The sequence below is a fragment of the Leptotrichia sp. oral taxon 847 genome (genome assembly GCF_001553645.1).
GTDB lineage: Bacteria > Fusobacteriota > Fusobacteriia > Fusobacteriales > Leptotrichiaceae > Leptotrichia.
In genome coordinates this window covers 442,278-457,559 of record NZ_CP014231.1, presented here as the reverse complement: position 1 = coordinate 457,559, position 15,282 = coordinate 442,278, and the positions used below count along the sequence as shown (strand labels likewise).

At 28.2% G+C, this 15,282-nt stretch carries 14 protein-coding genes and 1 tRNA gene; 2 read left to right on the top strand and 13 right to left on the bottom strand.

Features of this window, described 5'->3' with window-relative positions:
• Positions 1-609: 609 nt before the first annotated feature.
• Together AXF11_RS01915 and AXF11_RS01910 are read left to right on the top strand one after the other, a co-directional pair.
• A complete protein-coding gene (locus tag AXF11_RS01915; RefSeq protein WP_068154429.1) occupies positions 610-1,368 on the top strand; it encodes a nitroreductase family protein in 759 nt (252 codons plus the stop codon).
• Between the two features lie 674 nt (positions 1,369-2,042).
• Entirely contained in the window at positions 2,043-2,621 is a 579-nt protein-coding gene (locus tag AXF11_RS01910; RefSeq protein WP_068154427.1) for a hypothetical protein, read from the top strand.
• Between the two features lie 60 nt (positions 2,622-2,681).
• Here the strand turns inward: AXF11_RS01910 and AXF11_RS01905 are convergent, their stop codons facing one another.
• From AXF11_RS01905 to AXF11_RS01845, 13 genes are all read right to left on the bottom strand, one after another.
• Positions 2,682-3,347, bottom strand: a complete 666-nt coding sequence (locus tag AXF11_RS01905; RefSeq protein WP_068154425.1) for a ribonuclease HII — start codon at positions 3,345-3,347, stop codon at positions 2,682-2,684.
• A gap of 3 nt (positions 3,348-3,350) precedes the next feature.
• Positions 3,351-4,286, bottom strand: coding sequence for an RluA family pseudouridine synthase (locus AXF11_RS01900; protein ID WP_068154423.1), 936 nt, complete (start codon positions 4,284-4,286; stop codon positions 3,351-3,353).
• A gap of 42 nt (positions 4,287-4,328) precedes the next feature.
• The gene (locus AXF11_RS01895) at positions 4,329-4,745 is read right to left on the bottom strand and encodes an HD domain-containing protein (protein ID WP_068154421.1); all 417 of its coding nucleotides are present in this window, start codon (positions 4,743-4,745) and stop codon (positions 4,329-4,331) included.
• Between the two features lie 25 nt (positions 4,746-4,770).
• Positions 4,771-5,691: a pseudouridylate synthase gene (locus tag AXF11_RS01890; protein ID WP_068154419.1), complete on the bottom strand. Its 921-nt coding sequence runs from the start codon at positions 5,689-5,691 to the stop codon at positions 4,771-4,773.
• A gap of 71 nt (positions 5,692-5,762) precedes the next feature.
• On the bottom strand, positions 5,763-6,422 hold the full coding sequence (locus tag AXF11_RS01885; protein WP_068154418.1) for an HAD family hydrolase: 660 nt from the start codon (positions 6,420-6,422) through the stop codon (positions 5,763-5,765).
• An 86-nt stretch (positions 6,423-6,508) separates the two neighbouring features.
• Positions 6,509-6,730, bottom strand: a complete 222-nt coding sequence (locus AXF11_RS01880; protein WP_068154416.1) for a DUF896 domain-containing protein — start codon at positions 6,728-6,730, stop codon at positions 6,509-6,511.
• A 17-nt stretch (positions 6,731-6,747) separates the two neighbouring features.
• Positions 6,748-7,641 (bottom strand): GTPase Era, encoded by an 894-nt coding sequence (gene era / locus AXF11_RS01875; protein WP_068154415.1) that lies wholly within the window; start codon positions 7,639-7,641, stop codon positions 6,748-6,750.
• Between the two features lie 97 nt (positions 7,642-7,738).
• The gene (gene gltS / locus AXF11_RS01870; protein ID WP_068154413.1) at positions 7,739-8,956 is read right to left on the bottom strand and encodes a sodium/glutamate symporter; all 1,218 of its coding nucleotides are present in this window, start codon (positions 8,954-8,956) and stop codon (positions 7,739-7,741) included.
• 637 nt (positions 8,957-9,593) lie between these two features.
• Positions 9,594-10,715, bottom strand: coding sequence for a hypothetical protein (locus tag AXF11_RS01865; protein WP_068154411.1), 1,122 nt, complete (start codon positions 10,713-10,715; stop codon positions 9,594-9,596).
• Between the two features lie 202 nt (positions 10,716-10,917).
• A complete protein-coding gene (locus tag AXF11_RS01860) occupies positions 10,918-11,994 on the bottom strand; it encodes a YARHG domain-containing protein (protein ID WP_231724778.1) in 1,077 nt (358 codons plus the stop codon).
• Between the two features lie 674 nt (positions 11,995-12,668).
• Complete coding sequence (locus AXF11_RS01855; RefSeq protein ID WP_068154408.1) at positions 12,669-14,315, bottom strand: DKNYY domain-containing protein; 1,647 nt, start codon at positions 14,313-14,315, stop codon at positions 12,669-12,671.
• Between the two features lie 213 nt (positions 14,316-14,528).
• Positions 14,529-15,002: a hypothetical protein gene (locus AXF11_RS01850; RefSeq protein WP_068154406.1), complete on the bottom strand. Its 474-nt coding sequence runs from the start codon at positions 15,000-15,002 to the stop codon at positions 14,529-14,531.
• 152 nt (positions 15,003-15,154) lie between these two features.
• Positions 15,155-15,231, bottom strand: a tRNA-Lys gene (locus tag AXF11_RS01845).
• Positions 15,232-15,282: the final 51 nt, after the last annotated feature.

Here is a 15,282-nt window from a genome sequence, read left to right as displayed (position 1 = left end):
GAAAAAAATATAAAGGTAGCAGAATTTTTGGAGTTCTGCTATTTTTTAAAAATTGATGGTTTAAAAATTTTAGGGGCAGATTTTTTAATTTCAAATTTTTTAGCTTATTTTTGATTACAAGATGTTATTTTAATTTAGTATAGTTTTTTATTTTTTTACATAAGGGGAAAGGACCGCCATTTCCCCTTATAATCCCCACGCTCGTCTAAGAATTTTTTTGAAGCAAAGCCGAAACTCGCACTAAACGTGCTCAAACAGTCGTCTTTACTCCAAAAAAATCACGACACCTTTTGTATAATAGTAAAATTTAAACCGTCGGAGCATTTTTATGTGCTGACAAAACTGTCTGAGCGTAAGCGAGTTTTTTGGCAGTGCACAAAAATGTCGAAGACTAGCCGGGGTGCAGGGGTGCGGCGATGAGCACTTCTGCTTAAAAAAGAAAAAAATATTTTAGTAACTTTCTGGATTAAATGAAAAACTTAAAATAAGATTTTTTATTTACCCCTAACTATTTTACTCTGTCTTTAAAAATTAAAAATATTGATAATCAAAATATAATATGATATAATCAGCCTTGAAAAATAAGAAAATATAAAGGATGTGTTAAAAATGAATGAAACAATAAAATTATTACAAAATAGACGTTCTGTGAGAGAATTTACAGGGGGAAAAATTAAAGATGAAGATTTAGAATTAATTTTAAAAACTGCGCAAAGAGCTGCAAATTCAGTAAATGGACAGCAAATTTCATTGATTGTCGTAAGAGATAAAGATAAATTGAAAAAAATCTCAGAATTATCTCACAATCAAAAACATATCGAAGAATGTGATGCTTTTATATTTGTATTAGCGGACTTTTACCGTTCTACATACGCTGCAAATTCTGTTGGAAAAAGAAATATTGGGCCTAAGACAGCGGATGGAGTTGTCGTGGGAGCTGTTGATGCAGGAATAATGGTAAATGCTATAGAAACGGCTGCAAATGCTTTGGGATATGGAATGACTGTGATTGGAGCTATAAGAAGCTCATTAAAAGAATTTTCCAAAATGCTTGGACTTCCAAAATATGTAATTCCTATAGTTGGAGCAGCAATTGGAGTACCTAAAGATAGACCGCTTTCAAGATTAAAACCTAGAGTGCCATTTGACTCGTTTGTATTTTTTGATAAATATGACGCTAAAAAAGTGGAAGAAGGAGTGGAAGAACACGAAAAAGATATGGTCGCTTGGAGAAAAGAAAATAATACTTCACAATTACCTTCTTACAAAGAAATGATTGTAAGAATTTATGAAAATCCACACAATAAATTGGTTGAAGCACTAAAATCACAAGGATTTGATGTTTTAGACGAAATTGAAGAAAAGTAGATTTTTATTAAAACGATAATTGAAAAATTTTAAAATAAAAACATTATTTTAAAAATTAACTCCTTGGTCAAAGATGGTTTAAAAATTTTAGGGGCAGATTTTTTAATTTCAAATTTTTTAGGTTATTCTTGATTACAAGATGTTATTTTGTTTAATATTATTTTTTTACATAAGGGGAAAGGACCGCCATTTCCCCTTATAATCCCCACGCTCGTCTAAGAATTTTTTTGAAGTAAAGCCGAAACTCACTTCGTTCAAACAGTCGTCTTTACTCCAAAAAAATCACGACACTTTTATATGGTAGTAAAATTTAAACCGTCGGAGCATTTTTATGTGCTGACAAAACTGTTTGAGCACGATTAGTGCGAGTTTTTTGTCAGTGCATAAAAATGTCGAAGACTAGCCGGGGTGCAGGGGTGCGGCGATGAGCACTTCTGCTTAAAAAAGAAAAAAATATTTTAGTAACTTTCTGGATTGAATGAAAAACTTAAAATAAGATTTTTTATTTACCCCTAACTATTTTACTCTGTCCTTGGTCAAAAAAATTGTTGTAAATAATTTTGTTTTGTATTATAATGTGTTGTCGAATAAAAAAATGACAGAAATAAAAAATAATAAAAAGTATTACAAAGACAAAAGAAAAAGTTCAATTTTGTCAATCGGGAGGAAATTTAATGTTAAAATTAAAAAAAATAGCAATGGGACTATTTGTATTGGGACAATTCGGAATTATGTCCAATTCTTTTTCAGCACCTGCGGCGTCAAATAAAGAAGTTGTAAAAAAATATGACTCGTTAAATACTGCAGCGCAGGATTATGCAAAAGTATTACAGGAAATTGCAAATTATAGTTCCAGAGAGATGTCAAAGTCGATAAATCCAGACATAGATAAATATGTTTCAAAGTCAAATAACCCAACAATAAAAAAACAGTGGGAGGATGCTACAACAATGCTTTTGGAACCATATGTAGTTTCTGTTTACAAAGTTAATGAAAAAGGAAATGACGGAGAAGTTGTATTTTTGATAAAAGGTTACGATGAAAATGCTTTAAACAAATATTTGGGAGATAATGCTAAAAAATATATCCTAAAAATTGACGACAGTAAAGATGAAATAGAGCTTGATATAGACGCTTACATAAAATTAGAATACGACTATTTATCAAAAACACCAAAAGTAAATTTAGCAACTTCCACAGTTAAATTTAAAAAAGGTTCAGACAATAAATGGCAAGTTTTGGAAGAAAAATAGAAAAATAAAAATAGATAGTAAAAAAAATCAAGATAGTAAAATGTCTTGATTTTTTATTTGTTAGTTACCAAGAATTTTTTTCAAAAACGTTTTTCTATGATATTTACATGCCCCAATTTTAAATAAAATTTCTCTGTGAGCTTTTGTCCCATAACCTTTATGCTTTTCAAATCCATATTCGGGAAATTCTTTAGCAATTTCACACATCATTTTATCTCTTGTAACTTTAGCTACAATTGAAGCAGCAGCAATTGCCAATGATGTTGCGTCCCCTTTTACGATACATTCCTGTTCTCCAGAAAACTTTCTTATTTTGTGATTCCCGTCAACAAGCACAATGTCAAAATCTGCTATTTTTTTAACTTTGTCAATAGCACGACGCATAGCAAGAAATGTCGCATTTAATATATTTATTTCGTCAATTTCTGTCTCTGAAGCAATTCCAACTCCGACAACACAATTTGAAATTATTGCTTTGTACAGTCTTTCTCTTTTTTTTTCAGTTAACTTTTTAGAATCGTTAATTTCCATAATTTCATCAAAATCATTTTTTATAATTACTGCACTTGCCACTACAGGTCCAGCCAGAGGTCCTCTTCCAGCTTCATCAACTCCAAGCACAATTTTTCTAAAACTTTCGTCAAATTTTTTTAAATCTTGTTTTTCAAAATCTTCTTTTATAATTTTTTCTCTCTTTGCATTCTTTTCTGTTTTTTCTTTTTTCATAATTTAACCTTCTATAATTTTTTCAAAATCTTCAAATCCACATTTTTTAAGTGCTTTTTTAAAATCCTGTGGCAATTCGCCAAAAATCGTCATTTTTTCATTTGAAGTTGGATGATTAAATTCAAGTTTGTAAGAGTGTAACATCTGTCTTTTTTCAGAATCACTTCTTCCATAAGTTGAATCTCCCAAAATTGGAAATCCCAAATATTTCATATGAACTCTGATTTGATGCGTTCTTCCAGTTTCAATATTCACTTTTACAAATGAAAATCTCTCGTTTTGCGCTAAAACTTCAAAGTTTGTAATCGCATTTTTTCCATTTGGTGCATCGACAACTGCCATTTTTTTTCTATCTAATTTATTTCGTCCAATATTTGTTACAATTCGCCCACTTTTTTTATTTAATTTTCCTTTTACAATTGTGAGATATGTTTTTTTTATTTCTTTTGTAGAAAACATATTTGACAATTTTAAATGTGATTTGTCATTTTTGGCGATAATTATAAGTCCGCTCGTGTCTTTGTCAAGTCTGTGGACAATTCCAGGTCTGATTTTGCCGTTAATTCCCGATAAATCTTTAATGTGATACATAATTGCATTTACAAGTGTTCCGCTGTTATGTCCGTGAGCTGGATGAACAACCATTCCAGCGTTTTTATTTATAATTGCCAGATCTTCATCTTCGTAAACTATATTAATTTCAATATTTTCTGGATTAATTTCAATTTCTTCCAGCTTTGGAATTTTCATTTCAATTTCGTCGTTTTCTTCGATTTTATAAGAAGCTTTCGTCGTTTTCCCATTTACCAAAATGTTTTGATCTTTTATGAGATTTTGGATTCTTGTTCTTGTTAAATCCAATTTTTCGGCAAGAAATTTATCAATTCGAGTTCCAGCTTTTTCACTTGAAATAAATATTTTTTCTTTTTGATTTTCCAAATTTTTTCCTTTCTCAGTAATTTTTAGTAAAATTTTGAAATTCTAACTTTCGTCATCGCATTTTTGAAAAATTTTCATCTTTTGTGAATAATTTTTGTTGTGGTGATTCTCAATCAAAACTGACAATTCCTTATCTATGTTTTCCAATTTTTTTGCTCCGATTTTAGGATGATTTTGAAGTTTTGTGTGAAATCCAAACTTGTGCAAAACCCTTTTAAAAAAAGAAGCCTTTCCTTTTCCGCAGTCGTGCAAAAGTGCTAGTTTCAAATATTCTGTTTCATTTTTTAACTCAGTTTTTTTTATTTTTTTTAGTACTTCCAAAGAATGAAATTTGTCATATTTAGACATTTCTAGAAAGATTCTTTTTTCTTTTTCGTCAAGAATTTTTGTCATCTCAGTCATATAAGCTTTATTAATTTTGGGAAAATAATAATCATAAAATTTTTTTATTATATTCATTTTATCACACCTTTTTTGAAATTTATCACAACTCTTTTACAACAACATTTCCAATCATTTTTTTGAGTTTTTTTATATTTTTCCCCTTTTTTCCAATAAATTGCCCTTTGTCTTTATTTTTTACAAAAAGCACTGTAAAATAAGCATTTTTTTCAATTTTTTGAATTTTTTCAAGTTCTTCAAATTCGTTTTTATCAAAATAATTTTTTTTACAAAATAAATCTTCAAACTTTTCAACTTTTTCAAAAATCAGTCTTTTCATCTCATCTGAAAATTCAACTTTTTCAAGTGTCAGATATTTTCCAGAAAGAGTACTTTTTTTATCGTTCAAAATAAAATTGCTCATAATTCTCACCTGCTGTGGCAAAAATTTATTTCCAGAAAAATATAATTTTTTATTTTTGTACGAAACAAAAATTTCTCTTATTTTTTCTTTTAATTGTTTCCCTTTTTTATTTGTAAATTCTGAAAAATCTTTTTTTCCAGAAACTTTCTCACAAATCAATTCAATTTTTTTGTCGTAATTTTTAATAAGTTTTTCTGGATATTCATAAATATAGTGCCTTTTTTTAACCATTTCAGGAAATTCTAAAAATGGAACTGTCTTTTTTATTTCTTTTATTTCAAGTCCATTCACTTTTTTTATTTTTAATTGTGAAAAATCCAAAATTTTTTTAAGATTCAAATACAAAACATTTTCTTTTGCACTAACAAAAGCATCTGTTCTTCCAGCCTGTTGAACTGAAGAAAAATTTTTAATTCCATTTTTTAAAAGAAGATTTTTAAATTCCAGTTTTACGCTTCTTTTATTCGGATTTTCGTCAAAAGAATCAAATTTTTTTCCATCATATTTGACAAAAAATAAATATCCAAAATATTTTGTATTTTCAAATTTTCTCAAATCTTTATAATTTTTATTTTCTAAATTTTCTTTTTTTAAATCCATCTTTTATCCATCTATTTTAAATTTATTTATCTCTTTTTATTTTTAAAGTTAGATAAAAAGAGTTTTATATTTTATTCCGCTTTTATTTTTTTAATAATATCATCGGCCGTTTCAATTTTACAACTTTCATCAATTCCCATTTCTCCTTTTATAACTCCAAATCCCCATTTGCAATAGGCAATATCAATTTTTGCATTTTTTGCCGTATTTACATCGACGAGCATATCTCCCACAAATAAAATTTTTTCTTTCGGAATGTCAAATTTTTTAGAAAGTCTGTCAACATTGTATGGATTTGGCTTATTTGGGTATTTCTTCTCGTCAGAGCCAATTATTTCACAAAATTCCCACTTATCAAGTTTTTCTTTTGCCACGGAAAGTGCAGTATTATGATCTTTATTCGTAATAATCCCTTTTTTTATTTTATTTTCCTCCAAAAAATCGAGTATTTTAGGAATTTCTTTGTAAGGCTTAACTTTGTAGTCAAAGTAAATATTGTAGTATTTTCTAATTGTTTTAGAAAATAACTCCTTGTCAATATCACATTTTTCTTTTTCCAAAATATTTTTGGTAAGTCCAGTGACACCGCCACCTGCAAATTTTACGCAATCGTTTACAGAGTACGTTTTAAGTCTCAATTCTTTCATCGTACTATTTACAGTCATCGCAATGGAATTCGAAGTATCAAGAAGAGTTCCATCCATATCAAAAAGCACTAATTCGTATTTCATATTTTATCCTCTCGTTTTAATCTATTTTTTTTATTTTAAATTTATAAATAATTTTTTTAAGAAGGCGGAATCATCAAATAATCTTTTTATGCGTCTGGTTCAATGATTTTTCCATCTTTATCAATAGGATTTCCATTATCGTCAACTCGCACGATTTTTATGCTGTCAAGATGTCCTCTCATCGAATTCTTGACTTTTTCAATATAAATTTTTCTATATTTTTCTCTTTCCATTTTTTCTTCGTCGGTAAGTTCCCGTTCTCTTGAAATTTTAGTAAATTCATTAATTTTTTTTATAATATCTTCCATTTTTTATTTTTCTCCTTTTATTTTTTCTTTTTTGAGCTATATCCCAATTCATCAAGAAATTTACTGTTTTTTCTCCATTTTTTCTTAACTTTTACCCAAAGTTTCAAATTCACTTTTAAATCGATGAGATGCTCTATTTCTTTTCTTGCTTCTATTCCAATTTTTTTTAGTAAAGCACCGTCTTTTCCAATAATAATTCCTTTTTGGCTATCTCGCTCTACATAGATGTTTACATCATATTTTCTTATCGTCGGTTTTGTCTCAACATTTATTATTTCAACTGCTACACTATGTGGAATTTCATCTTTTGTATGATGAAGAATTTTTTCTCTTATTGTTTCTACAACAATTTTGTTCACAGGCAAATCTGTATAATAATCTTCGGGATAAAACCACATATCGCCCGACAAATAATTTTTTGCCACATCAAATATTTTGTGAACTCCAATTCCGTATTCCGCAGTAAGTGTAATTATTTCGTCAAAATCTCCCAGTTTTTCTTTAATTTCCACTATTTTTTCTTCAATTTCAGTGTCTGTCATTTTGTCAATCTTGTTGATAATCGCTACAATTGGTGTATTTACCGCTCTTATATGCTCATTTACAAACATATCTCCAGTTGAGATTTCTTTAGTCCCATCCAGCATAAACATTATTAAGTCGACATTTTCCAGCGCTTCTATTGCGATATTTGTCATATGTTCTCCTAAAAGATGCTTTGGTTTGTGAATTCCTGGGGTGTCGACAAAGATAAACTGATTTTCATTTATATTTACAATTCCTTTTATTTGATCTCTCGTCGTTCCAGCCTTATCTGAAACAATTGCCACTTTTTCATTTACAAGTTTATTTGTAAGTGTGGATTTTCCAACATTTGGTCGCCCTACAATCGTTATGAATCCTGATTTCAATATTTTTGCTCCTTAATTATATTTTTAATAATTATATCATTTTTTGAAAAAATTTGCTATAAAAAAAGGTTTCAGTAAGAAACCTTGTCAAAATCAATTACATAGCCAGCCTTTTTAATGTAACCTCAAAGAAAGTGATTACACTTATATTAGCAAAATCTATAAAAAGTGAACCGACTATTGGAATTACAAAAAATGCTATTTTTGAATAAGTATATTTTTCTGTGATTGCTTTCATGTTTGAAATTCCGTTAGGTGTTGCTCCCATTCCAAATCCACAATGCCCTGAAACAATTACAGCCGCGTCGTAGTTTGAACCCATAGTTTTGAATGTTACAAAATTTAAGTACAGGTACATAAGTAAAGTTTGAGCCAATAAAAGTACAATTACTGGTCCTGCTAAATCTATCAAATCCCATAATTTTAACGACATCAATGCCATAGCTAGAAATAAACTTAGAGAAATATCTTCCAAGATACTAATTTCTTTTGTTGGAGCATGAAGTGATTCCACATTGTCAGATATATTTCTAATTATTGCAGCAATAATCATAGGTCCTATGTAAACTGGAAATTTCATCGCCGGAAGCAAATGAGTTATAAAAAGTGATAAATACGAACCAATTCCCATAGCAATCAAAATGTAAAAAAATGCCATTGAAAATCTTTCACCATCAAGATACGGTCGTTGTTTTTTTAATACTTCTTCATCTATATCGTCATCAGAGTTTCCTTTTATCACATTTTTAGGAAGTAAGTTGTGTTTTTTGATAAGGCGACTTGCAATTGGACCACCCATCATTGAACCAGCGATAAGTCCATACGTTGCTGAGGCTATTGCTATCGCTTTTGCTCCTGTATAACCCAAATTTTCTATTTCAGGCGCAACTGCCGCTGAGGTACCGTGTCCTCCTGTCATTGCTACAGAACCTGTCATAAGTGCAAGCAGTGGTTTTAGACCAACTAATCCTGAAAGTAGTATTGGTACGACATTTTGTAATATACAAAGTCCAATTGCTACGAATAAAAATATAAGTACCTTTTTTCCACCTTTTTTTAACAATTTTAAACTTGCGTTAAATCCTACACTTGTAAAAAACATTATCATAAAAAATTTTTGAAGTGTGTCATCAAAACTAATTTCTACAATTCTCGTCTGACGCAAAATAAAAGAGATGATTGAAAATAGAAATCCACCAATAACTGGAGAGGGTATACAATACTTCTCAAAAAATGGTACTTTTTTTCTCAATTTCATCCCAATAAGCAGTAAAATAACCGATAGACCTATCGTTTGAATCATGTCAAGTTTCATTTAATTCCTCCTTTTTTTCTAAATATTAAATTCACATATTACATTATACACTAAATATAGCAAATCTGCAAATTTTTAAAAGTTTATGAATGGTTTAAAAATTTTAGGGGCAGATTTTTTAATTTCAAATTTTTTAGCTTATTTTTGATTACAAGATGTTATTTTGTTTAATATTATTTTTTTATTTTTTTACATAAGGGGAAAGGACCGCCATTTCCCCTTATAATCCCCACGCTCGTCTAAGCATTTTTTTGAAGCAAAGCCGAAACTCGCACTAAACGTGCTCAAACAGTCGTCTTTACTCCAAAAAAATCACGACACCTTTTGTATAATAGTAAAATTTAAACCGTCGGAGCATTTTTATGTGCTGACAAAACTGTCTGAGCGTAAGCGAGTTTTTTGGCAGTGCATAAAAATGTCGAAGACTAGCCGGGGTGCAGGGGTGCGGCGATGAGCACTTCTGCTTAAAAAAGAAAAAATTATTTTAGTAACTTTCTGGATCGAATGAAAAACTTAAAATAAGATTTTTTATTTACCCCTAACTATTTTACTCTGTCAAAAGTTTATGAATGGTATAAAACTTTTATGGACAATTTAATTTGATAAAATAGTTTTTTATAAAAATAGTGAGAATAATTTAATCTAATTTTTGATGTCGTGGACAATCTATCAAAAAACAGTCATATAAAAATTTAGGATAAATTTTTACTTCTGGTTTATAATCCGTTTTCAAAATTTTCTCATACTCCGCCTTCAATCGCTTTGCTTGTCGTCTTATCTCCTTAATTTCTTCTTTTTTATACGATTTCGTACATTCTGTTAAAAATTCTCCATTTTTAATGCTCTCTACTTCTTCATCTTTAATCTTCAAAACTATTTTAAAATTTTCTTGTAATTTTTCTATTTCATTTAACTGCTTTAGAGAATAAAAATAGAATCTCAGCCACCAAGCTGGAAATTGATAATCTTGTATTTTTAACTTTGAATAAATTTTTCGGCTTTTCTCATAACTTCCCACCAAATAATATAGCTCTGCAAATTCTTCCACAAAAAAATCATCATTATTAGCAGTTTCCAACATTAATTCATTAATTTCATCCTCAATATTTTCAAATTCCTTTAATTGAATTTTATTTGCAATATAACTATATTTTATCTTAGCAAAATCCTCTTTTCCAAACTCAAAATCTTTTTTTATTAATTCTTCCAAAATTATTTTTGCCTCTTTATATTTTCCATTAATCATCAGCAAATTCGCATATTCAAACTTATAAATTGGATTATCCTTCAATTCACAGGCCCTTTTATACATTTCTTCCGATTTCTCATATTTCTTTGCCCCATAATAATTTGCTCCAAGCCCATAATATGCCTTAAAATTATTCGGATCAAAATCTACAGCTTTTCTCAATGCTCGAATAGCTCTTTTACTCCCTTCCCTATCCTCATCATAGTAAAATCCTAAATTCGTATAAATTCGTGATTTTTCTCTATTCGTCAATTCATTTCCATACTTTTTAATAAAATCATTCAACAATTTATAAATTTTTTGCCATTCATACCATAGTTCATTATAAGTCGCAGCTAGTTGGCAAACATTTTCTACACTTTTTGGATTTTCCAGTAAACATTTCTCCAAATAATCTCGATATTCTACAAATACGTGTTCATATTCATCATAATTTTTACTTTTATGAATTTCATTTTGAATATATTTTATCCAATCTTTTATGGTTTTTCTCTCTAAATTTTTTTCCACTTTACCTCACTTCTCCTACTTTATTTTTCTTATACTATAACAAAAAGACTACAATTAATCCTTGTAATCTTTTTCTACTTTAATAGTACTGATACTAACTTATATTAAAATATAAACTTTTTTATTTATTTACTGACAAGGGGTCTTGACCCCTTGCTAAAAGAGTTTATAATAAAAAATCAAAATATTGTTTGAAACCACTCTATTTTTCATTTTTCCTATCATTTATAACCTTATTCACATTCTTAATAATTTCAAATTCATATTCATTCAATTCTACGTCTTTTCCAATCGGTACATACCATAAAAATTTTGAAAAATAATCTTTTAATTTTTTATCTGAAAAATCATAACCTGCCACCGCATAAAAATAGTTTCTCATTATCTTTAAATCTTTGTCAGTAATTTTCTTTAATTCATCCGCTGTTAAAAATTTTACACTGTAGACTTTCTGTGTTAAGCTGTCTTTAAATTTTAAATTCTTCTCAGTTTTTTCAGGAAAAATGTAATTACCATTTAAGTGTATTATTTCTACTAAGCTAAATTCATCTTTAGGTTTGAAATTTTTTGTTTTGAAATACAGATATCCACTTTTTAATTTTGCATAAAGAGTTCTATATTGTCCATCTTTATTGTAATAATCTTTGTATCCATAATCCATGTTTCCTTCTCCGACTAATTTCCAGTTTATCACTTTTCCATTTTTCATTTTTATTTCAGGTATTGCAATTAGAGCATTTCCTGGCTCAACAATCACCTCAAAATCATCAACTTTTTGATTTTTCCATTTTGAAATAGTCGACCAAATATAGTTAAAATCCGTATACCCAACACCGCTACTTCCGTCATATTGGTAGCTATGCTCAACTACATTTTCACCTTTTTTAAAATTTGCCTTAAAGTAATAAACATAACTTTTTTTATAGTATTCAGCTTCCTGTTTTGCTTTTTGTATATCGTATTCCTTAAAATACTTTTTCACTTCATCGAGCTGTTTTACGTCTTTTGGAATAAAATCTGTCAATCTATATGCTGTTGTATTCACATTTTTTCCGTTAACAGAAGTCTTAAAATCTTTGAAATGATCTCTTTCATCCCATTCATCATTTCCACCTTCAGGCGTAATAAATCCAATATATTTTTCTCCTGAATCTGGACTATCAAACACAAATCTAACAGTTACCACCATTTCATAATCCGTCATTCCATCTTTTGTTTTTTTGTTTTCCAGTTTAAAATGAAGTTTTTCACTTTTTATCGCAATATTAGACAGATTCATTGGCACAATATGACCACCCTCCGATCTGAATTCATAATCGTTTGCCAGTAAATTTGTGCTAATAATTAACATTAAACAAAATAGCAAAAAAATTTTAATTCTTTTCATGACTACCAGCTCACTTTCCTTTATTTTTTATATTTCATTAGAATTATACCTCATTTTTAATTTTTCTCCAATATATTTTAATTCTATTGATGGTTTAAAAATTTTAGGGGCAGATTTTTAATTTTAAATTTTTTAAGTTATTCTTGATTACAAAATGTTATTTTGTTTAATATTATTTTTTTATTTTTTTACATAAGGGGAAAGGACCGCCATTTCCCCTTATAATCCCCACGCTCGTCTAAGCATTTTTTTGAAGCAAAGCCGAAACTCACTTCGTTCAAACAGTCGTCTTTACTCCAAAAAAATCACGACACTTTTGTATGGTAGTAAAATTTGAACCGTCGGAGCATTTTTATGTGCTGACAAAACTGTTTGAGCACGATTAGTGCGAGTTTTTTGTCAGTGCATAAAAATGTCGAAGACTAGCCGGGGTGCAGGGGTGCGGCGATGAGCACTTCTGCTTTAAAAAAAAAATTATTTTAGTAACTTTCTGGATTGAATAAGAAACTTAAAATAGAAGTTTTTATTTCCCCTAAATATTTTACTCTGTCTAATTCTATTTTTTATTATTTCACAACCTTACAGTATTCATACTTATGATTTTTATCCTCAGCTCGTGAACTATGCTGGTTTACCACTTTAAATGTCTTTGGATCCGCCTCATTCAATACATCTTCATTGCAATATACGTAATCATTATCTTTGATATAGAAATCATTTAAAAATGCACCTTTATCAGTAATTTTATTAAAATAAGTTGCTACATCATCTGTTCTTAAAAAATAAATTCCATTTTTATCTTTTACATAATAGCCATTCCTATTTTGACTATTTAAATTTAGAATTTTAAAACTCTTTGAATCTAAATCTTCTTCTCTATCAGTTCCAAAATATACATTATCCTTATCTTTTGAAAAGTCATTATTTAACACTTCGAAGGTTTTTATATTAGCACCCTTTATCAAAGGCTCTTTTTCAACAATCCAACTTATATAAAATATATTTTTATCATCTTTACTGTAATAATCATTTATCACTTCGAATGTGTTAGGATTTGCACCTTTCAAAACTTTAACAACATTTTTTAAAGCATTATCTGTATCTAAAATATATGATGGATCTAATTGAATATAATACACATTTTTACTATCTTTTGCATAATATGAATTATCTTTTTTTAAATTATTTTTTCTTATAATTTTAAAACTATTTGGATCAATTTTTTCTATTTTTTCACCCAAATAATACACACCATCTTTATTTTTTATAAGTTTTTCTTCAATTATTTTAAAATTTCCATCAGTATTTTTTATTCTTTTTATATCCGAATCTGAAACTAAATTATAATATATATTATTTTTATCAATAGCATAATATTCATTTAATTTTCTAAAACTTTGAATATCTACTCCTTCTAATTTTTTTCCATTAGAATAAATACTATTTTTATCTTTCACAATATCCTCTTTCACCTCAAATGTGTTAATATCTGCCCCTGACAATTTTTTATCCTCGTAATAAATATTGTTTTTATCTTTTGCATAACCCCGTCCCATTATTTCAAAACTATTTTTATCAGCTCCTTTAATTATCTTATCAAGATAATAAATCCCATTTTTATCAGATATATAGCTATCTGATAATTTTTTAAAACTTGCTTTATCAATAAATTTTAAAGGCTTTTCAAAATAATAAATATAATTCTTATCTCTTGCAAAAAAATCTCCTAAATCTTCAAAAGTTTCCTTATCATAATAACGATTTACTTCTACATCAGGACTTCCAATTAAATATATACCGTTTTTATCCTTCACATAATTAATAAAATCATCTTTAGATTTGACAATTTTTACTGTATTTGCATCTACATTAGGATAATCAATTCCATTAATATAAACCGTATTTTTATCTCTTGCCACATTCTTTTCCAAAATTTCAAATGTTTTTACATCTACTTCATTATTTCCATTTTGTTTTTTCACCGTTTCTCCATTATAATAAATCGTTCCTTTATCTCTTGCATACCCATCTTTTAATATTTTGAAACTTTCCACATCAGGTAAAAATTTATTGTACTGACTGACTACCCCATTTACATATTTCACTACAAGCTCATCATCCCAATAAACTTTACCATCTTTAATTGTATATTCTGCAAATCCAATATTTCCAATTAAAATAATTAATCCTAACATCCTAAAAACTTTTTTCATAAACACAATTCTCCTTCATCAAAAATCATTTGCTTTAATTTAAATACAAAAAGCTAAAATAATCAGCCTTCTAGTACAAATCAACCTAAAAAAGAATTAAAAGGATTAACTCTTGCTTTATACAAAAATCAATCCTTTTTCATTAATTAAATTTCATATTCAATTTCGACATCAATTCATTAAACTAGACTCTTTAAAAAAATTTTTTTAAAATTATCTATTTTCTTTCAAATAACTAATAAGTTCTTGTTTGCTATAGTCATTTTTTTCTTTCAATATTTTTAATGAAATTGATAAAAATTTGAATGCGTCAGCGATCCATTTTGTTTCTTCTGAAATGTAAGTTATCGCTTTTTCAAGCATATCTTTTGCAGTTTCTATTGATTTTAATTGTTCATCGTTTAATTTATTTAAAATATTTCCATAATTATCTAAAAATTCATATTTTTTCTTAAAGTCATATTTTATTGTTTCTTTTCCGTTCATTACTGCAATAATATTGCCTTCAATCACAATTTCGAACTTTCCTTGAAATAAGCTTAAAAAATCACATTCTTGAACGTTTAATAATTTCTCTAGTTTTGGCAAGTTTTCTACTGTTGAATTGTTGTCAAAAAAAATTTCATCAACAAGTCCTTCTTTCCAAATATTTAATTTCACTTCAGTTTTATCATTTTTTAAAATCATTTCAATCCTTCCTTTTTTTATAAATTCTAATTTTGAGAATATTCAAGTTGGCAGCGTCATCAATGTTACTGTTATATCATATTATTAATGTATTGTCAATTAAATATAATAAAAAAAGAGCTTAAAAAACTCTTGTTGTATCATTCTTAAAATGGTGGGACTGGTGGGGATCGAACCCACAACCTACCGATTAAGAGTCGGTTGCTCTGACCAGTTGAGCTACAGTCCCATCATAAACTTTTAAATAACATAGTTATGGTATCATAATTTCTTATATTTG

Excerpts from the sequence above, each read along its gene's own strand:
- AXF11_RS01915 (WP_068154429.1), top strand. The coding sequence starts at position 610 with ATGAATGAAACAATAAAATTATTACAAAATAGACGTTCTGTGAGAGAA.
- AXF11_RS01910 (WP_068154427.1), top strand. The coding sequence starts at position 2,043 with ATGTTAAAATTAAAAAAAATAGCAATGGGACTATTTGTATTGGGACAA.
- AXF11_RS01905 (WP_068154425.1), bottom strand. The coding sequence starts at position 3,347 with ATGAAAAAAGAAAAAACAGAAAAGAATGCAAAGAGAGAAAAAATTATA.
- AXF11_RS01895 (WP_068154421.1), bottom strand. The coding sequence starts at position 4,745 with ATGAATATAATAAAAAAATTTTATGATTATTATTTTCCCAAAATTAAT.
- AXF11_RS01890 (WP_068154419.1), bottom strand. The coding sequence starts at position 5,691 with ATGGATTTAAAAAAAGAAAATTTAGAAAATAAAAATTATAAAGATTTG.
- AXF11_RS01885 (WP_068154418.1), bottom strand. The coding sequence starts at position 6,422 with ATGAAATACGAATTAGTGCTTTTTGATATGGATGGAACTCTTCTTGAT.
- AXF11_RS01880 (WP_068154416.1), bottom strand. The coding sequence starts at position 6,730 with ATGGAAGATATTATAAAAAAAATTAATGAATTTACTAAAATTTCAAGA.
- gltS (WP_068154413.1), bottom strand. The coding sequence starts at position 8,956 with ATGAAACTTGACATGATTCAAACGATAGGTCTATCGGTTATTTTACTG.
- AXF11_RS01860 (WP_231724778.1), bottom strand. The coding sequence starts at position 11,994 with ATGAATCTGTCTAATATTGCGATAAAAAGTGAAAAACTTCATTTTAAA.
- AXF11_RS01855 (WP_068154408.1), bottom strand. The coding sequence starts at position 14,315 with ATGAAAAAAGTTTTTAGGATGTTAGGATTAATTATTTTAATTGGAAAT.
- AXF11_RS01850 (WP_068154406.1), bottom strand. The coding sequence starts at position 15,002 with ATGATTTTAAAAAATGATAAAACTGAAGTGAAATTAAATATTTGGAAA.